Annotated in this window: 19 protein-coding genes; 13 read left to right on the forward strand and 6 right to left on the reverse strand. The window is 33.1% G+C overall.

Features of this window, described 5'->3' with window-relative positions; genetic code table 11:
* Positions 1-5: 5 nt before the first annotated feature.
* From D7D81_RS11540 to D7D81_RS11550, 3 genes are read left to right on the forward strand one after another with little or no spacing between them, the layout of a single operon-like run.
* Entirely contained in the window at positions 6-1,778 is a 1,773-nt protein-coding gene (locus tag D7D81_RS11540) for a V-type ATP synthase subunit A (protein ID WP_125990130.1), read from the forward strand.
* A gap of 13 nt (positions 1,779-1,791) precedes the next feature.
* On the forward strand, positions 1,792-3,186 hold the full coding sequence (locus tag D7D81_RS11545; protein WP_125990132.1) for a V-type ATP synthase subunit B: 1,395 nt from the start codon (positions 1,792-1,794) through the stop codon (positions 3,184-3,186).
* The gene (locus tag D7D81_RS11550; protein ID WP_125990134.1) at positions 3,173-3,787 is read left to right on the forward strand and encodes a V-type ATP synthase subunit D; all 615 of its coding nucleotides are present in this window, start codon (positions 3,173-3,175) and stop codon (positions 3,785-3,787) included. The genes D7D81_RS11545 and D7D81_RS11550 overlap by 14 nt, the downstream gene beginning before the upstream one ends.
* 72 nt (positions 3,788-3,859) lie before the next feature.
* Here D7D81_RS11550 and D7D81_RS11555 read toward each other — a convergent pair whose 3' ends face one another.
* Entirely contained in the window at positions 3,860-4,324 is a 465-nt protein-coding gene (locus D7D81_RS11555) for a general stress protein (RefSeq protein ID WP_125990136.1), read from the reverse strand.
* Between the two features lie 272 nt (positions 4,325-4,596).
* On the opposite strand from D7D81_RS11555, the gene D7D81_RS11560 reads away from it, so the two are divergent.
* Positions 4,597-5,346 (forward strand): epoxyqueuosine reductase, encoded by a 750-nt coding sequence (locus D7D81_RS11560; RefSeq protein WP_286169617.1) that lies wholly within the window; start codon positions 4,597-4,599, stop codon positions 5,344-5,346.
* A 6-nt stretch (positions 5,347-5,352) separates the two neighbouring features.
* Here the strand turns inward: D7D81_RS11560 and D7D81_RS11565 are convergent, their stop codons facing one another.
* Positions 5,353-6,702, reverse strand: coding sequence for an MATE family efflux transporter (locus D7D81_RS11565; RefSeq protein ID WP_125990140.1), 1,350 nt, complete (start codon positions 6,700-6,702; stop codon positions 5,353-5,355).
* A gap of 148 nt (positions 6,703-6,850) precedes the next feature.
* Between D7D81_RS11565 and D7D81_RS11570 the strand changes: the two genes are divergently transcribed.
* The 3 genes from D7D81_RS11570 (at position 6,851) to D7D81_RS11580 (ending at position 8,602) form a co-directional block, all read left to right on the forward strand.
* Entirely contained in the window at positions 6,851-7,132 is a 282-nt protein-coding gene (locus D7D81_RS11570; protein ID WP_125990142.1) for a DUF5665 domain-containing protein, read from the forward strand.
* A gap of 110 nt (positions 7,133-7,242) precedes the next feature.
* Positions 7,243-7,680 (forward strand): signal peptidase II, encoded by a 438-nt coding sequence (gene lspA / locus D7D81_RS11575; RefSeq protein WP_125990144.1) that lies wholly within the window; start codon positions 7,243-7,245, stop codon positions 7,678-7,680.
* On the forward strand, positions 7,673-8,602 hold the full coding sequence (locus D7D81_RS11580; protein ID WP_125990146.1) for an RluA family pseudouridine synthase: 930 nt from the start codon (positions 7,673-7,675) through the stop codon (positions 8,600-8,602). The genes lspA and D7D81_RS11580 overlap by 8 nt, the downstream gene beginning before the upstream one ends.
* A 206-nt stretch (positions 8,603-8,808) precedes the next feature.
* On the opposite strand, the gene D7D81_RS11585 is transcribed toward D7D81_RS11580, so the two are convergent.
* The 3 genes from D7D81_RS11585 to D7D81_RS11595 all read right to left on the reverse strand — a co-directional run bounded on the left by D7D81_RS11585 (position 8,809) and on the right by D7D81_RS11595 (position 11,816).
* Positions 8,809-10,011 (reverse strand): dicarboxylate/amino acid:cation symporter, encoded by a 1,203-nt coding sequence (locus D7D81_RS11585; protein WP_125990148.1) that lies wholly within the window; start codon positions 10,009-10,011, stop codon positions 8,809-8,811.
* 72 nt (positions 10,012-10,083) lie between these two features.
* Entirely contained in the window at positions 10,084-11,400 is a 1,317-nt protein-coding gene (locus tag D7D81_RS11590; protein WP_125990150.1) for an L-cysteine desulfidase family protein, read from the reverse strand.
* A 41-nt stretch (positions 11,401-11,441) separates the two neighbouring features.
* Positions 11,442-11,816 (reverse strand): RidA family protein, encoded by a 375-nt coding sequence (locus tag D7D81_RS11595; protein WP_125990152.1) that lies wholly within the window; start codon positions 11,814-11,816, stop codon positions 11,442-11,444.
* 468 nt (positions 11,817-12,284) lie between these two features.
* Between D7D81_RS11595 and D7D81_RS11600 the strand changes: the two genes are divergently transcribed.
* The 3 genes from D7D81_RS11600 (at position 12,285) to D7D81_RS11610 (ending at position 15,083) form a co-directional block, all read left to right on the forward strand.
* Positions 12,285-12,923: a helix-turn-helix transcriptional regulator gene (locus tag D7D81_RS11600; protein WP_125990154.1), complete on the forward strand. Its 639-nt coding sequence runs from the start codon at positions 12,285-12,287 to the stop codon at positions 12,921-12,923.
* Between the two features lie 260 nt (positions 12,924-13,183).
* Positions 13,184-13,735 carry a bifunctional pyr operon transcriptional regulator/uracil phosphoribosyltransferase PyrR gene (gene pyrR, locus D7D81_RS11605; RefSeq protein WP_125990156.1) on the forward strand — a complete coding sequence of 184 codons (552 nt, stop codon included), beginning with the start codon at positions 13,184-13,186 and terminating at the stop codon, positions 13,733-13,735.
* 133 nt (positions 13,736-13,868) lie between these two features.
* The gene (locus D7D81_RS11610) at positions 13,869-15,083 is read left to right on the forward strand and encodes a uracil-xanthine permease family protein (protein WP_164522232.1); all 1,215 of its coding nucleotides are present in this window, start codon (positions 13,869-13,871) and stop codon (positions 15,081-15,083) included.
* Positions 15,084-15,161: 78 nt separating this feature from the next.
* On the opposite strand, the gene uvsE is transcribed toward D7D81_RS11610, so the two are convergent.
* Positions 15,162-16,112, reverse strand: a complete 951-nt coding sequence (gene uvsE / locus D7D81_RS11615) for a UV DNA damage repair endonuclease UvsE (protein ID WP_125990160.1) — start codon at positions 16,110-16,112, stop codon at positions 15,162-15,164.
* A gap of 204 nt (positions 16,113-16,316) precedes the next feature.
* Here uvsE and D7D81_RS11620 point away from each other — a divergent pair, with 204 nt between their 5' ends.
* The 3 genes from D7D81_RS11620 to fusA all read left to right on the forward strand — a co-directional run bounded on the left by D7D81_RS11620 (position 16,317) and on the right by fusA (position 20,595).
* Positions 16,317-17,507, forward strand: a complete 1,191-nt coding sequence (locus tag D7D81_RS11620; RefSeq protein WP_125990162.1) for an FprA family A-type flavoprotein — start codon at positions 16,317-16,319, stop codon at positions 17,505-17,507.
* Positions 17,508-17,518: 11 nt separating this feature from the next.
* On the forward strand, positions 17,519-18,244 hold the full coding sequence (locus D7D81_RS11625) for a metallophosphoesterase (RefSeq protein ID WP_125990164.1): 726 nt from the start codon (positions 17,519-17,521) through the stop codon (positions 18,242-18,244).
* A 296-nt stretch (positions 18,245-18,540) separates the two neighbouring features.
* Complete coding sequence (gene fusA / locus D7D81_RS11630; protein WP_286169618.1) at positions 18,541-20,595, forward strand: elongation factor G; 2,055 nt, start codon at positions 18,541-18,543, stop codon at positions 20,593-20,595.
* Positions 20,596-20,728: the final 133 nt, after the last annotated feature.

A 20,728-nucleotide genomic window follows, 5' to 3' on the forward strand; every position in this document is an offset into this window, starting at 1 on the left:
TAGAAATGGAAAAACAGGGAGAGATTTCTTATGTAAATGGGCCTGTTATTAAGGCGAGTAATATGACGGGTTATTTGATGAGGGAATTAGTATATGTTGGCGAATCACAACTAATAGGTGAAATAATTGAGTTGGAAGGAAATAATGCTACAATTCAGGTTTATGAAGAAACAACTGGTATGAAACCTGGGGAGCCTATTTATTCGACAGGGAGACCTCTATCAGTTCAATTAGGCCCGGGTATTATTGGCAATATTTTTGATGGAATACAGCGACCTTTACCAGATATAGTAAAAAAAACAGGTCCCTTTATAGCCAGGGGCACAAATGTCAATTCCCTTGATTTAAAGAAGGAATGGGATATTAGTTTGCTGGTAAAACCTGGAGACAGTCTGAACCCTGGTCAGGTAGTTGCTGAAGTACAAGAAACCAGTGCTATTGTACATAAAATAATGGTTCCTCCAGGTCTTAAAGGTGTAGTGAAAGAGCTTGTACCAGATGGTAGGTATACTGTAGAACAGGAAATTATTATTCTGGAAGGAGAAAATAAGGAAAGAGATGCAATAAAATTATATCAGGAATGGCCTATTCGTCAACCTCGTCCATATTATGAAAGGTTAAGAATAGGACAACCACTACTTACCGGACAGCGGGTATTTGATACCTTTTTCCCTTTAGCTAAGGGTGGTACGGCGGCAATACCTGGTGGCTTTGGTGCTGGAAAAACAATGACCCAGCATCAATTAGCTAAATGGTCTGATGCAGACTTGATTATCTATGTTGGTTGTGGAGAAAGAGGGAATGAAATGACAGATGTTTTAGAAGAATTCCCTGAATTGGAAGACCCTGCTACCGGTAAATCGATGATGGAACGAACTGTTTTGATAGCCAATACTTCAAATATGCCGGTTGCTGCTCGTGAGGCTAGTATATATACTGGAATTACCCTGGCAGAGTATTACCGTGATATGGGTTTTAATGTGGCCTTAATGGCTGATTCTACTTCACGCTGGGCAGAGGCTTTACGGGAGATATCAGGAAGATTAGAGGAAATGCCAGCTGAAGAGGGTTTTCCTGCTTATTTACCAACTAGATTGGCTGAATTTTATGAAAGAGCAGGTTATGTTAAAACCCTTGATCAACAGCGGGAGGGATCCATTTCATTGATCGGGGCTGTTTCACCACCAGGTGCTGATTTTTCTGAACCTGTTACCCAGAATACTAAAAGATTTGTTCGCTGTTTCTGGGCCCTTGATAAATCACTAGCCAGCTCCCGCCATTTTCCGGCTGTTAGCTGGTTGGAGAGTTATAGTGAATATTTGGATGATTTAAAACCCTGGCTGCAGAAAAATGTAAGTGAAGATTGGTTAGAATTAAGAAATAGGGCAATGACTTTACTTAAAGAGGAAGCCAGGCTACAGGAGATAGTAAAATTAGTAGGTGAAGATGTCCTGCCAGATAATCAACGATTAACACTGGAGATTGCCAGGTTAATTAAGGTAGGCTTCTTACAACAAAATGCCTTTAGTAAAATAGATCGTTACTCTACACCAGAGAAACAATACTGGATGTTAAAAATTATTTTATATCTTTATGATCAGGCCTTACCATTAATAAAAAAGAACATTCCAGTGAGTAAATTAAAAGACGAACAATTATTTAGTAAAATAATGAAGATGAAAGATAGTATTCCCAATGATAAAATAGAAGAATTCAAAAAGTTAAAAAATGAGATAGAAGGTTTTTATCAAGGAATATGGAATAACTACCAGAGTTAGTGGGGGATTAACAATGTTAATAAAAGAATATAGTGGTTTAACACAAATTAATGGCCCTCTTGTGATTGTTGAAGGTATAGAAGATGTGGGATACGATGAAATGGTTGAAATAACTTCTCCTACAGGAGAGACTAGAAAAGGTCGGGTTTTACAGGTGAGTAATCATAGGGCTGTGATTCAGGTTTTTGAAGGTACAAATGGTTTAAATATTAATGAGACAAGGATAAAGTTTTTACAGCATCCCATGGAAATACCTTTGTCAAAGGAGATATTAGGTAGGGTGTTTAATGGTGTGGCAGAACCCCTTGATCAGGGTGGACCTGTTTTTGCTAAGGAAAAATATAATGTAAATGGGGAGCCAATTAATCCCTTTGCCAGAAAATATCCGCGGAATTATATCCAAACCGGTATTTCAGCTATAGATGGCTTAATGACTTTAATTCGCGGTCAAAAATTGCCTATCTTTTCTGGAAATGGTCTGCCACATAATCAATTAGCTGCTCAAATTACCAGACAGGCTAGACTAGGTGATCAGTTGGAAGATTTTGCTGTAGTATTTGTTGCTATGGGGATTAAACATGATGAGGCAGATTATTTTGTTAAGAGTTTTGAAGATAGTGGTGTTTTACAGAATGTAGTAATGTATATTAACTTAGCTGATGATCCCTCTGTAGAACGTATTATTGCCCCACGGGTTGGTTTGACTGCTGCTGAATATCTTGCTTTTGAAGAAGATATGCATATACTTGTTATTATGACAGATTTGACAAGTTATTCTGAAGCCCTTCGTGAACTTTCTTCAAGGAGGGGGGAGGTTCCGAGTAGAAAGGGATATCCTGGTTACCTATATAGTGATTTAGCTGGTTTATATGAACGTGCTGGTATGATCAAGGGTAAAGAAGGCTCTATTACTCAGATTCCAATACTTACTATGCCTAATGATGATATAACCCACCCTGTTCCCGATTTGACAGGATATATTACAGAGGGTCAGATAGTATTACAGCGTGATTTATATCAAAAGGGGATCTACCCACCTATTAATATTTTACCATCATTATCAAGGTTGATGAAAGATGGTATTGGTGAAGGATATACCAGAGAGGATCACCCGGATATTTCCAGCCAATTATATTCAGCTTATTCTCATGTACAGGAAGTAAAAGCCCTGGCTTCGGTAATTGGTGAAGATGAGTTATCTACCAAAGACCAGATGTATTTGGCACTTGGTAGGGGCTTTGAGGCTAGTTTTTTAAATCAGGCTCATAATGAAGACCGTGATATTGAACAAACCTTAAATCTTGCCTGGGAGGTAGTAGGCAATTTACCTAGCACAGAATTAGATAGAGTCTCAGCTGATATGATCGCTAAATACTATAGGGGGAAAGAAAATAATGGAGAAACTTAATTTATCTCCCACAAAAAGTAATTTAACAAGTATCAAAGCATCTTTAGAGCTTGCTCAAGAGGGTTATGAATTGTTAGATAAAAAAAGAAATGTACTTATTCAGGAAATGATGAAAAGGATAGATGAAGCCCGAGAAATACAATCGCAAATTAATGATTATTTTTTTGAGGCCTATCAGGCACTGCAATCTGTTGATATAACCCAAGGAATTAAGACCGTAGAAGAGATTGCTACTGGTATAGATTTTATTGATAATATAAAAATAAGGAGTTATAGTGTAATGGGGGTTGAAATTCCAGAAGTTGAAACTTTATCAGAAGAAATAAGCCCACATTATAGTTTTTATAGAACAAATATGGCTTTAGATAGAGCCTATAAAAACTTTCAAAGGGTAGTTTCCCTGATAGCGCGTTTAGCAGAGATTGAAACATCTGTCTATCGTTTAGCTACTTCAATAAAAAAGACACAAAAACGGGCCAATGCCCTTGACAATATTTTGATTCCTCGTTATAAGAATACTGTAAAGTTTATACAGGATACTTTAGAAGAAAAAGAAAGAGAAGACTTTTACAGGGTTAAGATGTTAAAAGGTAATTTGTAGTCTGGTTTTTAGAATTGCAAATATAAAACCCTGAAGAAACTATAATATAGTATCTTCAGGGTTTTATATTTTTTAATGTGTTTCTACATCACTGGCACCATTGTTTCTGAAATGTGAGGCTATATCATTAACTTTATCTTCTTCTGTTTCAACGGCAGCAAGGATCTTACCGCTTTTTACTTCGTTTTCATAATAGTTTCCCCGTTCTTCTGGAATACCCATATCAACAAGTCCACCTGCAATACCCCCGGCAGCTGCGCCAGATAGCCCTGCTGCAATTGGGCCTACTGCTAGAATTGGTCCTATACCAGGTATGGCCAGTGCTCCCACACTGGCTGCTAGGCCTGCTAGTCCACCCAGGGCACCACCAGTTGCGGTTCCATTAGTAAGGTTTTGATTCATATAACCAGTATCATTATTTTCTTCATCCCGGGCTACCATTGAAATCTTATCCTCACTTATCCCGGCTTTTTTGATTTGTTTTAAGGCCTGTTCTGCATTTCCTTGCTCATCAAATACACCAATAACTGTCGACATATAAAAACCTCCTTTAAGTTTGTTTATTAATATAATAGCCTTCATTATATTTTTTTATTCTGTTTTATAAAATAACTATCAATATGCTTACGAAAATAATAATTAGTTATAAAGCTTTTTTATTGGAGTCTTTTCTGATATAATACCTATAAATAAAGAAATAATGAAAAAGAAGAAGAATTACAGAGCTAACAAGAAAAAACAGGCAATTATATAGATTAAACTATTAATACAATTAAATGGTTTGGGTGGTATATATGTGTAACAATGTATTGGATATATTGATAAAAGAATTTGTTAAAAAATACCCTTTACGAAATAGAACAAAAATAAAGTGGAGGGAACCTTTAGTAGCCTATGCCAAAGCAGATGATAAGATGTTTTTACAGCTTAAAGAGGTGGTTAGTGTTTCACATGCACTACCTGAGGATTTAATGGATGATGCTGCTACTGTGATTGTATATTTTATACCATTTAGGAAAGAACTGGCCAGGACTAATGCTGTAGGACAGTCAGCTTCAAAGGAATGGGCGGAGGCCTATATTGATACAAATCAATTAATTAGTGACCTCAATAACTACATTAATAAAATCATAGTAAAAAGTGGCTATAAAACCAGTAGTATACCAGCAACCCATAACTTTGATCAGGATAGTTTATTAAGTGATTGGTCACACCGACATATTGGTTTTATTGCTGGATTAGGTAAGTTTGGGCTTAATAATATGTTGATCACAGAAAAAGGGTGTTGTGGTAGAATTGGGAGTATAATTACAAATTTACATATCGCACCTACTGAGCGAAAAGAAGGGGAATATTGTTTATATAAAGCTAAAGGTGTTTGTAAAATTTGTGTTTTAAAGTGTGTTAATCAGGCTTTACAGTTAGATAGTTATGATAGACATCTCTGTTATGAAATGTGTCTCAGTAATGATAGAAAATATAATGGGTTGGAAAAGACAGATGTATGTGGTAAATGTCTTATTGATTTACCTTGTTCTTTTACTAAACCGCTTAAGTAATGATAATTAGAACATGGTTATTCTTGCCCATTCCATGGCTATAAACCGTTTATACATAAAATAGGAAAAAACAAGGAATGAGCTTATCTCTGCGTACCATACACTTGTAACACCATAGTTGAAGTATTTTACTAAAATATAACAGAGAGGTACAAATATTGTCCAGAGTCTTAATGAAGTAATCAACATAACCCCTTTTGTATCCCCTGTTCCGCGGAGAGCGCCACTAATTATTATCATAAAGGCAAGTAATGGTTGGTTAAAACCTGCAATTTTCATAGTAAAGGTTGCTGCGTTTATTAGCTTGGTATCACTGGTAAAGAGAGCTAGAATGGGAACCGGAAAAACGAAAAAAATAATTCCCATAAGAATACCCCAGATTATTCCCATAAATCCAGCTGCTTTACCAGTTTGCAATGATTTTTCAGGATTTTGTTCACCCAGCCGTTTACCGACAAGGGTTGCTGTAGCTATTGATATACCTATAGCAGGCATAAATGAAGCTGATTCTATGTTTATTAATATTCTGTATGCTGCTTCAGATGTTGTATCAAGTAGGGAGATTATGATACTATTTACAAAAAAGGCAGCTTGCATAAAAAATTGTTCCAGGGCTGCAGCATAACTGAGGCTCCATAAGGGTTTTAGTATATAAGCTGATAGCTTTAAATTGCTCAATTTGATTTTAATATTATTTTTCCCTTTTATTAATATTATAAGATATAAAATTGCTGCTATTCCGCGCGCAATAGAAGTAGAAAGGGCTGCCCCTTTGATTCCTAATTCCGGGAAAAAGGAGTAACCTGTCATTAATATATAATTTCCTATAATATTTAATATATTGGCGATTCCTGTGATAAACATAGGTGTTTTAGTATCACCAGCCCCACGCAGACTGGCTGCAGCAGCAAAAGAAATAAACATAAAGAACTGGCTAATGGCTACATTATTTAAATAGTCAACACTCATTTGATATACTAGCTCTGAGACTGAGAAGATATTAAGTATGCTTTCGGAAAAAATAAGGGCTGTTAAAAAAATTAATATTCCCAGGAAAAAATTAAGGCTCAGGTTTTCCCCGACTATTTTATTTAGTCTTTGGTAATTTTTTTCTCCATAGCTTCGGGCAACCATAGCGGTGGCCCCGGCATTAAATGATGTGAAAACATAGATTAATGTAAAAATAATTTGATTGGCAAAACCAACTGCTGCTAAACCTTCTTTACCTATTATATGGCTAATCATTAGTGTATCTGCCATTCCCACTAATGTATTTAAAGCCATTTCCAGTATAGCAGGGAAAGCCAGTATGCTAATATTTTTGATTATATTTTTTTGTCTAATAATTGTTCTCATAAGATTACCTCTTCAGATGTAATATATTACTATTTTTATAAATTTGTTTTATCATAACACAAAAAACGAAAGAGGGGAAGGGTTTTTTACTAGCTCGTATAAAATATGGGTTTAAAGGAATAATAACAAAATCAGGCAGGTGTAATAAATGGAAGAAAATGATAGAGATATTATAAACAAAATCGATGAATTAGCTGAGAGAATGGAAAATATAAAGATTGCAGAATATATTGAATTGGTACGTTCCCCCAGAAGGATGCTTTTTATTAATTTTATTGCAGGTTTAGCCAGAGGTCTGGGGATTGCTATTGGTGCTACTGTTCTTGGTGCCCTTTTTCTGATATTTCTCTTTGATTTAGCACAATCAAACATCCCTATAATTGCAGAGTTTGTTGCAAAAATTATTAAAATTGTTGAAACCTATCTTTAGAACCTTATATACTTATATATTAAGAGTAGTTTTTAAATCTTGTTTTAATTAGCAATCTATATTAAAATAGAACAGAATTAAAATAAAACAGAGATAGGGGTAGTTATATTATGCTGTTTTTTTCAATCTTATTTATATCAATTTGTGATCAATTAATTAAAGTAATAATAAGTAAAAATCTGTATATCACTCAATCTATACCAGTAATCAATAATTTTTTTCACCTTACTTATATTCATAACAGGGGGGCTGGTTTTGGAATACTAGCTGGTTATAAAAATCTATTTATTCTTTTATCTATTATTATAATTGTTTTATTATTAATATATAGAAATAATTGCATAAAAAACAATTTATCTGACCTGGCCATAGGTATTATCATAGGAGGGGCTTTAGGAAATTTAGTAGATCGTATCCGCTTGGGATATGTAATAGATTATCTTGATTTCAGGATTTGGCCTGTTTTTAATCTTGCTGATACAGCAATTGTGACCGGTACCTTTTTATTTTTTATATATTACTGGGGAGTAGAAAAGAACAATGAATAATAAAATTTATAGGGTAGAAAAAAGTGATTTTTTTAATATGCGTCTGGATAAGTATTTAGCCTTAAAGAATAAAGACCTTTCCCGTTCATATATTAAGAGATTAATTGATGAGGAAAGGGTTACTGTTAATAAAGGGCTTACTAAGGGAAGTTATAAGATAAGAAAAGGTGATCTTATTGAATTGAATTTTCCTGAGCCAGTTGAAATGAAAATTAAGGCAGTTGACATGAATTTAAATATAATCTATGAGGATAGTAATATTTTGGTAGTTAATAAACCACCGGGTTTAGTTGTTCATCCAGTACCTGGCAATTATAATAACACTTTGGTTAATGGTCTGCTTTCATACACAGATGACCTATCAGGTATTAATGGTATCAAGAGACCTGGTATTGTTCATAGACTAGATAAAGATACTTCAGGGGTGCTTATTGTAGCTAAAAATGATCAAAGTCACCGTAATCTTGTTCAACAGTTTAAGAATAGAACAAACAAAAAAATATATCATGCCCTTTTAAAGGGTTATCTTCCACATGATCAAGGTATAATCAAGGCCCCCATAGGAAGGGATAAGTCTGATAGAAAAAAGATGGCTGTTGTCAAAGAAAACAGTAAAGAGGCAGTCAGCAGATTTTCGGTAATTGAGAGATTTAATAATTATACATATGTAGAGGTAAAAATAGAGACTGGTAGGACACATCAAATCCGGGTTCATTTTGCTTATTTGGGCTATCCCATTGTTGGTGACCTTAAATATGGTAAAAAAATAAGGGATAAAAACCTAAAGTTTGTTGAGCGTCAGTTATTACATGCCTATCAATTAGGTGTTAATCACCCTACTAATGGTAAATGGATGGAATTTAAGGCTGTATTACCAGATGATTTTAATAATATACTTACTGTTTTAAGGGGAAAATTTTGATTAAGACTTGGAGAATTAAATTTTTTTGTGATAGAATTATTTAGGGATCCCCTTTTTTAATTATCAGAAAATAAAGGATGATCCCATTTTTAATTTTAAGATTTGAAAGTTGTTAATTCTGACTATATTATTTTAGTTGTTGAATTTAAGTTAAACATTTTTTTAGTTAAAAAATAAATATTAACTCATTTTAACTATTGTTAAATTTAAGATAAATTTATTGTTTCTCTAACCTCGTTAATTTCTTTTTTTCGATTTCTAAAGATTCCTGTTAACATTAATGCTATAGCTCCATCACCTGTTACATTACATGCGGTCCCAAAACTATCTTGAATTGCAAAGATTGTAAGAACAAGTCCGACTCCAGATTGGTCAAAACCAAGTATACTTGTTATTAATCCTAAAGATGCCATAACCGTTCCACCAGGTACTCCAGGTGCTCCAATTGCAAATATACCAAGTAACACTATAAAAGTTATCATTATAGAGACTGGAGGAATATAACCATATAAAAGCTGAGATACTGTCATTACAAAGAATGTTTCTGTAAGTACTGAACCACATAAATGAATTGTAGCTCCTAAAGGTATGACAAAGTCAACTATTTTTTTATTTAAAATTTTTGATTTATTAGCACATTTTAGTGAAACAGGAAGAGTTGCTGCGCTTGACATAGTTCCAACAGCAGTTAGATAGGCAGGCAAATAATGTCTAATGACTTCTAAAGGGTTCTGTTTTGAAATGAATCCACCTAGTAAATATAATACAGTAAGCCAAATAAAATGCCCTATAAGAATAATGAAGATAATTTTGACAAAGACTGGTAAATGTTCGGTTATAGTTCCTTCATAAGCAAGACTAGAGAATGTTCCTGCAATAAAGAAGGGAAGTATAGGTATTATAATTTTATTAACTATACCCAATATCATATTTTGGAATTCATTTAGTACATTTTCAAAAGTAGATGACTTAGTCCAAGCAACAGATAAGCCTAAAAACAATGCTAATACTAATGCAGTCATTACTGGCATAACAGCTGGAATTTCAAGATTAAATATTATTTTAGGTAATTCTTTTAAATTTGAAGCCTGACTGTTAATATTTAAATGTGGAATAATAGAATACCCGGCAATACATGAAAAAAAAGCAGCTCCAACTGAAGATACATAAGCTATTAATACTGCTGTTCCTAACATTTTACTAGCATTAGATTTAAGATTTGCAATAGAAGGAGCGATAAATCCAATTATCACCAATGGAACAGAATAAAATATTATTTGACCTAAAATATTTTTAATAGTTAAAATAATCTGCATAACTTCTTTAGATGCAAACAATCCCAGAATAATTCCCAAGATTACCCCTAAGATTAATTTCATAACTAAATTGGATTTAATTTTTTTTAACATATTAACCACCTCATTATATTTAATTATCATTTTGTCAAAAATTGTCAAAAAATTTCAAATGTTACAAAAAACTTAAGCCTTCATTATTTCAACTATAGTTTCATCAGTTTTTGATAATCCTTTTTTACAGAGTATTGCTATATTCTTAATAGTTTCTTCTATACTGTTTCCAATAATACCTACTTTTAAAGGAATGATAACATTATTATAAGCCATATAAGAAGCAATAACAGCTTCTCCAGCTGATGTAGAAAGTTTAAGTGAACAACTTTCCTTAGCACCATCACAAATCATACCAGTTATATTGGCAAGCATGTTTTGTGCTGCACCTTCAATTTCTTTTTCTTTACCACCTAAAAGCCAGGTTATACCAGCACTAGCTCCTATCCCTGCACCAATAGCGCATCCACAAATAACAGATAGTTTACCAGTATATGCTTTTATAAAATTATTTATTGCATGTCCAAAAAATGTTGCTCTAATAAGTTTTTCTTGAGAAGCATTTACTTCTTCGGCTACAACAAAAATAGGAAGTATTACTCCTAAACCTTGATTTCCACTACCTCCACTAGTCATAATAGGGCAATTTCCTCCACCCATTCTTATATCTGCCCCTGCTGCTGTTAAAATTCTTGCTTTAATAGAAGCATCATTTGCTATTTTACCTTCCTTCTGCAGTTTTAAAAGCGAAGCTCCCCACCGTAAGCTGTTTTTTTTCTTTAGCCCCTCTTGAGCTGCTTTTTTATTGATATCAATACCTTCAAGTATAAAATCAAGTTCTTTTATGTCAATTTCTTCAGATATTTTTTTGATTTCATTAAAGGTCATCTTTTTTAAAAATTCACTAGAAATGGTTTTGTCACCTACAGATTTATCTTCAAATACCTTTTCCCCATCTATTTCAATAAACTTTATATCAGTATGCCCTCCTTCTAAAACTACTTTAACATTATTTTTTTCACCTTTAAGCTCGACCTGAACAAATACATCATTTACATCTAATACAGGAATTATTTTGATTAACTTTCTTTTTAAAATGTTATTAGCCTTTTTAATATAAGTTTTATTAACATCAGCAAAAATACATAAGCTATTAGCAGAATTGCCACAAACAAGACTTAAAGCTGCTGCTAAATCCAATCCGGTTTTATTAGTATTAGGAATAATAACAGATTTTCCGTTTTTAAATATATTAATACTTACTTGAATATTAATTGTCGTTATATCTTTTTCAAGATTAATATTTCCAATTTTCTTTTCTAGATGTTCTTTAGCAATTGCCGTAGCAAATGCAATTGCTACTGGTTCAGTACAGCCTATTGCAGGAATTGTTCTTTGTTTAATGAGGGTTAATAGTTTTTTCTGATTTTTATGATTATGATTAATCATATTTTTGATCCTCCTTTTTCTTTATTACATTAATATTTAAATTACTTAGCTATAAGCTCTATTTCCAATAATGAATCTTTTGGTAATTTGGAAACTTCAATACATGATCGAGCTGGTGGATTGGAAAGAAAATATTTTTTATAAATTTGATTTACTTTTTCAAAATACTTCATATCAGACAGAAAAATTGTTGTTTTAATTACATTATCAAATTTATAACCTGCATAAGCTAAAATTTCTTTTAAATTTTTCATTACTTGAATAGTCTGTTTTTCAATATCTTTTTCAACCATGGAACCTGTTTTGGGGTTAATTGGAATCTGGCCTGAAGTAAATACAAAACCATCCACCATAATTGCTTGAGAATATGGTCCAATTGATTTTGGAGCCTTGTCAGTTTTTATTTGTTTTTTCATTAGATTTTACCTCCTGTATAATATAATTAAGTTTATTTACCAACTGTAACACTTGTAGTCTAGATTATTTTTATTCTAGATTATATATAGGTTGAAAATTAAACTTTTTTGTTGCACAGAAATATTCTTAGAAATATTCTTTGTGCTTCATTAAATCAACCCCTTTCTAGTATTATCATGATAAAAAATAAAATTTAACGATGATTATTTTTTATCATAATAATAACTTATCTTTATAATAACAATTTATTATAAAGATGTCAATACATTTTTTGATAAATTTTAGAAATTTATTTTAATTTATATGGTATTTCAAAGAGTCTGGTTATTATGTAATAAACTCTATTTGATAATAATATATTGACAAACAAATAATTTATTGTTATTATAAATTAAAGTTTCAATAATAAATTTTTATTAGATGAGGTTTCAAAATTGTTGAGTTTGTTAGAAGTAGAGGAGGAAAAAATGGATAATAGTTTAAAGAAGTATAAAGATCTGGTTGGATTTTTGGCAGAAGTATTAGGTGAAAATTATGAGATTGTGTTACATGATTTGAGTAATTTTGAGAACTCAATAATTGCCATTGAAAATGGTCATATTAGTGGAAGAAAGAAAGGGGATGCATTGACTGATTTAGCATTAAAGATTGTAAATGATGAGAATAATCTTAAAGAAGAATATTTAACTAATTATACTGGAAAAACTAAAAATAATAAGAATTTAAGGTCTTCAACTTTTTTTATACGGAATGGTAAAAATAAAGTAATTGGAATGCTTTGTATAAATTTTGATGTAACAAAACTTATTTATGCAAGGGATATGCTTGATAAATTAATTAATGGTGATAAAAAAATAAATAAAATCACTGAAGAAAAATTTCCAGAGAAGTTTACAAATTCTATTGAAGAATTAATGCACTTAATTATAGAAAATAGCATTAAAGAAATGTCAATTCCCCCCAAAAGAATGACAGCAGATGAAAAGAAAGAGATAGTCAAAAAACTTGATAATCAAGGGGTTTTTTTGCTTAAAAATTCAGTTACAGAAGTTGCTAAAGAGTTAGAAACTTCTGAAGCTACTATTTATCGTTATTTAAATAACTAAGACAAATTATTTAATTCTGATAAATATTTTAGAATTTTTAAAGTTTGTGTTGAAGAGGAAAACAGAGCAAGATAATCACAAGCAAAATAAATAGAAGCCTTGACAGGATATACAATAATCTGATATATTTGTATAAAATAAAGGGTTTCTTTAAATTAGTCCTGTGAGGCTAGTAAGAAAGACGGTTTGTATAGATACTTTCTTGCCTGCGGGTCAAGAATTTTTTTTGTTTTCAGGGACCTATCTGAAAGGAGAGATTTATGGGGAATAAACTAAAACTCAAGAAAAAAATTATTGATGCTGAGGGGATTAGAAGGGCATTAACAAGGATAGCCCACGAAATAATTGAGAAAAATAAGGGTGTGGAAGACCTGGTTATTATCGGAATCAGAACCAGGGGAGTTCCTCTGGCCCGGCGGCTGGCTGCCAGGATAGAAGATATTGAAGGTGTAGAAGTTTCAGTAGGTATCCTTGACATTACACTTTATAGGGATGATTTATCAATGGTTGCCCAACAGCCTATTGTTCATAAGACAGAAATACCATTTGATATTACAGGAAAACAGGTTATTCTAGTTGATGATGTTCTTTATACTGGAAGAACAGTTCGGGCAGCACTGGATGCCCTGATTGATATCGGGCGCCCCAGGGTTATACAACTAGCTATTCTTGTTGATCGAGGTCACCGGGAACTGCCGATTAGAGCTGATTATGTAGGTAAAAACTTACCTACATCACAGGATGAAGTAGTAGATGTTAATTTAAGAGAAATTGATGAACTTGATAATATATTACTAATGACAAGAAAATAGTTATACCCTTGAAATTGGTCCAGTGAGACTAATAAGGGGAGAATTAAACCTTCTGCCTTAATTAGTCGGGCTGAAGGTTTTTTTAGGTAATTAATTAAAATCAAAAATTTTAAAAATGAGAGGGGATTTTATAATGAATGTTAAACGAATATTTCTAGGACTTGAACTTTTTGCTATCTGTTTTGGGGCTACGGTCTTAGTTCCACTTTTGACAGGTATCCCTACATCGATTGTTCTATTTACTGCTGGTATAACTACCCTAATTATGCATTATTTTGGGAAGGGTAAGTATGGTGCCCCAATAATATTTCTCGGTTCCAGTTTTGCCTATATAGTACCAATTAATCATGTTCGTGATGAGTGGGGGTTTGCGGCTGTTTTTTTTGCTTTAGGTATTGCAGGGATAATGAAGGTGTTATTTTCTAGAATCGTAAAATACTTTGGTAGTGAATTAATTTCTAAAAAATTATTTCCCCCTGTTGTCTTTGGCTCAATGATTGCTTTAATAGGTCTTACTCTAATAGAGGACGGTCTGGGGATGGCAAGTGAAAACTGGCTGCTGGCTTTAATCACTTTGATTACAGCTGCGGTACTAATGGTTTTTGCTAAAGGAATACCCAATTTATTTTCAGTTTTGATTGCTGTGCTTGTTGGATATATTGCTTCATTATTTAGCGGTTCTGTAACAGTGGAAATAAACTACCTGATAGGTTTACCTGCCTTTACTAAACCTGAAGTGAACTGGCAGGCTGTTTTTTATATGCTCCCTTTTGCCCTGGCACCAACGATTGAGCACTTTGGAGATATATTTGCTATTACTGAGGCTACTGGCAAAAAGTATTATGAATCACCAGGTATTCACAGGACAATGCTGATAGATGGAATTGGTACAATGATGTCATTTTTGGGGTCTGTTCCGAACACAACCTATTCAGAGGGTGTTTCTGCTGTAAATCTTCTTAAGATTAAAGATGATAAAGTAGCCAGAAATGCTGGTATATGGGCACTGCTCTTTAGTTTTGTTGGACTACTTAGTGCTTTTTTACAGTCAATACCAACGGCAGTTATCGGTGGGGTTATGGTTATACTCTTTGGTAGTATCATTACAATTGGTTTAAAAAGTTTTGTAAAGGGAAAGGTTGATTTTGGAAATCCCAGAAATATCTTAATAGCCTCTGTTATGTTTGTGTTTGGTTTAGGTGGGGTAAAAATTTGGGTCTTTGAAGAAGTTGGACTGGCTGCCTTGTTAGGTTTAACTCTACAGATGCTTTTCTTGATTTATGATAAGATTACTGGAAACGGTGAAGATGATGAGGGAGATTTAGACCCTCTGACAGTAGATGTATAAAGGATGTATAAATAATGTAAGATAAAAACTTTAATTTAATAACCTGATTAATCCCTGGAGTCATGTAAAACTAAAACTTCAGGGATTAGTCTTTTTTGGATTGTAATTAAGGTCATCCCAGAGCTTAAGGACTGCTGCATCCTGTTTTTTAGCTTCAATCATAATATCAAATTGGTAATTACTTGCCAGTTTAATAAATTCAATAAAATCATCTACCTTAATATAATCAGCATGGCTTAATGGTTTCTCTTTACTTCTGGGGCTGGAGAAGTGAACTTTTGGAGGTCTATTTAGTATATTCCAGGTGTCAAAAATTTCTGCTAGGTAATCCTCCAGATTTTCCCCCTGATTATAGCAATTATGGTGATGGACATCGAGTACCATTGGGCGATTTATGGTTTTACAAATAGTCAGAACATCACTAATAGAATATGAGGTATCATCATTTTCCACTACCAGTCTATTCCGTACATTTTGGGGTAATTTATTAAAGTTTTTAATAAATCTTTCCATAGATTTTTTTTTATCCCCATAAACCCCACCTACATGTGTGACCATTACAGCATTTTCATCCAGATTCATGGCAGTAAGGACTTTATTGTGATATATTAGGTCACGTACTGAATTAATGAATTTTTTTTCACTCTTTGTATTAATCACAGTGTATTGACCAGGATGGCTGCTGACCTTAAGGTTATGTTTTTTAATGATATTTCCTATTTTTTCAAATTCCCCAGCAAGCTCTTTTTCATAATTACAGATTTGTCCTGCCGGGTGATTGGCTAGTGGTATTAATTGAGATGAAAAACGGTAGAGTTTAAACCCTTCTGCTATATTATGCCAGAGTAGTCTTTTTGTATTTTTCAGGTTTGAACGAGCTATTTTTTCAATTCGATAGATTTTGCTATCTTTATCCTCCAGCTCCTGAAACTTACCAAGAGGGACTGTCCTGGCTGTTGAACAATTCTTTATTATAGAACTAATACAGGCATAGCCAAAATCTATTTTATGATAAATGTTTTTATTCATTTATTAGCCCACCTTATTGATAAATGATATATTATTATGTGCCTGGAAAAGAGATATAATACTTTAAAAAAATTTTAAACTATCAACAATAATATTTAAATAGAATGAAATAATTATTATTAATGATAATTATTTAAAGCTTGTATTTTAAATGGAATAGATGATATACTTTAAAGTGATATACTTAATAAAGGAGTGAGTGATATGAATAGAGCAATAAATATAAGAGGGGATGTTTACTGGGTAGGGGTTAATGATCAGGAGACCAGTATTTTTGAGTCCTTATGGCCATTACCCAATGGGGTTTCTTATAACTCATATTTAATTGTAGATGAAAAGGTTGCCTTGATAGATACCGTAAAAATTACATACCATGATTCTTTTATTGATAAAATTAAAAAAATACTGGGTAATAAAAAAGTAGATTATCTAATAGTTAATCATATGGAACCAGATCATTCTGGATCAATCAAGGCTTTAAAAAAGGAATATCCAGAAATACAAATTATAGGAAATAATAAAACTGCTGCTTTTCTGGAAGGGTTTTATGGATTGACTGATGACATAAAAATCATCAAAGATGCCGAAGTATTAAAACTAGGTAAACATGAACTAAAGTTTCATCTAACTCCTATGGTACATTGGCCTGAGACGATGATGACCTTTGAAAAATCTGAAGGAATTCTTTTTGCTGGGGATGCCTTTGGTGGTTTTGGAGCCTTACAGGGTGGGATATTTGATGATGAATTAGATATTAAGTATTATGAAGATGAAATCAGGCGTTATTATACTAATATAGTTGCCAAATATAGTCCAATGGTTCAAAAGGCTTTTGAAAAACTGGCTGATACTGATATCAAGATAATAGCTTCTACACATGGTCCTGTCTGGAGGAGTAATCCTGACTATATTATTGATGTATATGATAGACTTAGTAGTTATCAGGTAGAAGAAGGTGTAGTAGTTGTTTATGGTTCAATGTATGGCAATACTAAAAAAATTGCAGAAAATATTGCCAGAGGTCTTGCTGAAAATGGTATCAGACAGATTAGGCTATATGATGCTGCCAGAACCCATCTTTCATACTTGTTGAGTGATATATGGAGGTTTAAGGGGTTGATTATAGGTTCCTGTACTTATAATACGGAACTATTTCCCCCGGTGGCAGGATTGACCTCTGCCTTATTAAATCGTAGAGTAAAGAACCATAAATTAGGTATCTTTGGAACATATAGTTGGAGTAGTGCAGCCAAAGATAGTCTCCTGGAATTTGCTGAAAAAGCTAGACTGGATTTAATAGAACCAGTCTTTGAAGCAAAATATGCCCCTGCTCAAGATGATTTGAAACAAGCCAGTCAATTAGCCAAAAATATGGCACAGGCATTAAAGGGCTAGGGTGGTGTTTTATGAAGGTTTATGCTATTGGTGATCTGCATTTATCCTTTGCTGAAAAGGCAGAAATAGGCAATTTAGAAAATGCTGTTGTATATAAACCTATGGATATATTTGGCGAAAAATGGAATGCACATTATCAAAAGATTTATGATAACTGGTCCAAAAAGGTGGCAGATGATGATTTAGTATTAATACCAGGTGATATTTCATGGGCAAGTGATCTTTCAGAACTGGAGTATGATTTAGATTTCTTAGAATTACTACCAGGTAGAAAGGTATTAGTTCGTGGTAATCATGATTATTGGTGGCAGGGTATTACTAAATTGCGGGGTTTTATGCCAGATGATATATCTTTAATTCATAATGATAGTCTCGTGCTGGCTAATATTGCTGTCACTGGTACCAGGGGTTGGATTGTTCCTAATAATAATAATTTTTCTGACCATGATGAAAAGATATATAGACGGGAACTTACTAGATTAGGGATGGCTTTAGAGACCATCCCTGCTAGTATAGAAAGGGTTATTGTTATGCTGCATTATATGCCGGTTAATGAGGATCACGAACGAAATGAAATTATTGAGCTATTACAGAAATATAATGTTGAGCAGTGTGTATATGGTCATTTACATGGAGAGGAGTCTCATAGGCTTGCTTTAAAGGGGAGAAAGTGGGGGATTGACTTTTTGTTGGTTAGCTCAGATTATATTAATTTTAATCCAATTTCTATAATATAAAATTGGATATATTTAATTATTAAAAAAAATAATTAAAATTTTCAAAATTAAAGGAATTAGACTTATTTTATAGAATATTTAAAGTAAGTATGATAAAAGAGGGTTTTATTATTAGGTTTTGAAAAGTGATCCCCCGGGATTACAAGGGCATAAGAGAATAAGATTTCCTGGAATAACACTTTTTCTTAAAGAATAAATTAGAAATACCTGGTAAAAGATATAAAAGATATATAAAAAAAGTCTTTTTATCAGTTATAATTAATCTTAAGAAAAAACAGGAAGGGTTGGTGGTTATATTGAGTAATACTCAAAAAATCAGAAACTTATGCTTGATTTCCCATGGAGGGGCTGGAAAAACTACTTTAACAGAAATGACTCTCTTAAATGCAGGGGTGATAGATAGTGCTGGCAGTATTGAAAATACTAATACACAAGCTGATTTTACCCCAGAAGAAAAGAAACATCAATTTTCTATTAATAATTCGTACTTTTCATTTTCATGGGGAGATAAATTTGTAAATCTTATAGATACCCCTGGATATGCAGACTTTAGGGGAGAGGTTGCCGGGGCTTTAAGAATGGTTGAAGGTGCAGTATTATTAATAGACGGAACAGCTGGTATAGAGGTAAATACTGATTATGTCTGGGCAATGGCTGAAAAGAATCAATTACCACGTTTTATTTTTATCAATAAAATGGATAAGGATGGTGCTGACTTTAATAAGGTCTTTAATGAAATAAAGGATGCTTATCAGGGCAATTTCATACCATTGACAATTCCTGTTGGTGAAGGGGAAGGATATAAAGGCATTATAGATCTTCTTCAAGAAGTGGCTTTTTCCGGTGAAAAAGATGAAGATAAGATTGAAATACCAGCAGAATTAACTGATACTGTTGAAGAATTAAGAATGGAACTCCTAGAATCTGTTGTTGAACTTGATGAAGAATTAATGGAAAAATACTTTGCGGATGAAAAAATTAGTGATAAAGAATTAATTAAAGGGCTGGTTGCTGGTGTTGCTTCAGGTGAGATTATACCTGTAATGGTGGGATCAGCACTTAAAAATTCTGGTATTAAAAAACTATTTGATCTCCTTATTAATTTGGTACCATCTCCTGATGCTAAGGGGGTAATAGAGGGTATTTGGCAGGGTGAAAAGGTTGAAATAAGTATTACTGTAGATGAACCTGCTGTTGCTCTGGTGGCTAAGACAATGGTTGACCCTTATATCGGTAAATTATCAATTTTTAAGGTTGAATCAGGCACACTGACAAAAGATAGTGAGGTTTTTATTCCCCGTGCTAATGAGACTGCTAAGTTGAGTAAATTATACCGCTTAAATGGTAAGGAACAGGAAACTGTAGATAAATTAACAGCTGGTGAGATCGGAGCGGTTGCTAAAATCGACCTTTTGGAGACATCAGATACTATGGTAGAAGGTATTAAAATGTCATTAAAAGATATTGATTTTCCTGTACCAATGTTAACCCAGGCAGCTTTACCTGCCAGTGAAGGTGATGATGAAAAAATGTCAGCTGCCCTTAACAGGATAAGTCAGGAAGATGTGACCTTTAAGGTAGAATATAATAAAGAAACCAAGGAACTATTAGTTACATCAATGGGTACAGTACATCTGGATGTTATCAAAGATATTTGTCAGAGGAAATTTGAGGCATCTTTTATCACAAAGGTTCCTAAGGTAACATATAAAGAAACTATTCAGAAAAAAGTTGAGGTTGAAGAAAAATATAAAAAGCAATCAGGTGGACGTGGTCAGTATGGTCATGTTTTCTTGAGGATGGAACCCCTGCCGAGGGGTAAGGGCTTTGAATTTGATGAAGAAATTTTTGGTGGGGCAATTCCTAACCAGTATATTCCTGCAGTTGAAAAAGGTATTGTTGAAGCCAAAGAAACAGGTGTTGTAGCTGGTTATCCTGTTGTTGATTTTAAAGTAGTTGTATATGATGGTTCATATCACCCGGTAGATTCATCAGAAATGGCCTTTAAAATAGCTGCTTCTAAGGGTTTTAAAAATGGTATGCAGAAGGCTAAGCCGGTATTATTAGAACCAGTTATGAAAGTAGAAGTAACTGTACCTGAAGAATATATGGGGGATATTATGGGTGATTTTAATTCCCGTCGAGGAAAGATACTTGGAATGGAACCAATTGATAGTAAACAGGTTATTAAAGCCCATGTACCACAGGCTGAAATGTTTAGCTATGCAATTGACCTTAAATCAATTACTGGTGGACATGGTAGTTATACTATGGAGCTTGATCATTATGATAAGGTTCCATCTAAAATAGAAGAAGAAATAATCCAACAACGTCAGAATGAAGAAGAATAAATATTCTTTCAATATTAGTTTATTAAATGACTCCCTTTTTATAGGGAGTCATTTTTTGAGATAGTGATTGTCCTTGACTGATAAAGGCTATTAATATATAATAAACTAGTATTTATTTAAGATTGTGTTTACA

Source organism: Halocella sp. SP3-1, assembly GCF_003953885.1.
Classification (GTDB): Bacteria; Bacillota; Halanaerobiia; order Halanaerobiales; family DTU029; genus Iocasia; species Iocasia fonsfrigidae.

Excerpts from the sequence above, each read along its gene's own strand:
- D7D81_RS11540 (WP_125990130.1), top strand. The coding sequence starts at position 6 with ATGGAAAAACAGGGAGAGATTTCTTATGTAAATGGGCCTGTTATTAAG.
- D7D81_RS11545 (WP_125990132.1), top strand. The coding sequence starts at position 1,792 with ATGTTAATAAAAGAATATAGTGGTTTAACACAAATTAATGGCCCTCTT.
- D7D81_RS11550 (WP_125990134.1), top strand. The coding sequence starts at position 3,173 with ATGGAGAAACTTAATTTATCTCCCACAAAAAGTAATTTAACAAGTATC.
- D7D81_RS11555 (WP_125990136.1), bottom strand. The coding sequence starts at position 4,324 with ATGTCGACAGTTATTGGTGTATTTGATGAGCAAGGAAATGCAGAACAG.
- D7D81_RS11565 (WP_125990140.1), bottom strand. The coding sequence starts at position 6,702 with ATGAGAACAATTATTAGACAAAAAAATATAATCAAAAATATTAGCATA.
- D7D81_RS11570 (WP_125990142.1), top strand. The coding sequence starts at position 6,851 with ATGGAAGAAAATGATAGAGATATTATAAACAAAATCGATGAATTAGCT.
- lspA (WP_125990144.1), top strand. The coding sequence starts at position 7,243 with ATGCTGTTTTTTTCAATCTTATTTATATCAATTTGTGATCAATTAATT.
- D7D81_RS11580 (WP_125990146.1), top strand. The coding sequence starts at position 7,673 with ATGAATAATAAAATTTATAGGGTAGAAAAAAGTGATTTTTTTAATATG.
- D7D81_RS11585 (WP_125990148.1), bottom strand. The coding sequence starts at position 10,011 with ATGTTAAAAAAAATTAAATCCAATTTAGTTATGAAATTAATCTTAGGG.
- D7D81_RS11590 (WP_125990150.1), bottom strand. The coding sequence starts at position 11,400 with ATGATTAATCATAATCATAAAAATCAGAAAAAACTATTAACCCTCATT.
- D7D81_RS11595 (WP_125990152.1), bottom strand. The coding sequence starts at position 11,816 with ATGAAAAAACAAATAAAAACTGACAAGGCTCCAAAATCAATTGGACCA.
- D7D81_RS11600 (WP_125990154.1), top strand. The coding sequence starts at position 12,285 with ATGGATAATAGTTTAAAGAAGTATAAAGATCTGGTTGGATTTTTGGCA.
- pyrR (WP_125990156.1), top strand. The coding sequence starts at position 13,184 with ATGGGGAATAAACTAAAACTCAAGAAAAAAATTATTGATGCTGAGGGG.
- D7D81_RS11610 (WP_164522232.1), top strand. The coding sequence starts at position 13,869 with ATGAATGTTAAACGAATATTTCTAGGACTTGAACTTTTTGCTATCTGT.
- uvsE (WP_125990160.1), bottom strand. The coding sequence starts at position 16,112 with ATGAATAAAAACATTTATCATAAAATAGATTTTGGCTATGCCTGTATT.
- D7D81_RS11620 (WP_125990162.1), top strand. The coding sequence starts at position 16,317 with ATGAATAGAGCAATAAATATAAGAGGGGATGTTTACTGGGTAGGGGTT.
- D7D81_RS11625 (WP_125990164.1), top strand. The coding sequence starts at position 17,519 with ATGAAGGTTTATGCTATTGGTGATCTGCATTTATCCTTTGCTGAAAAG.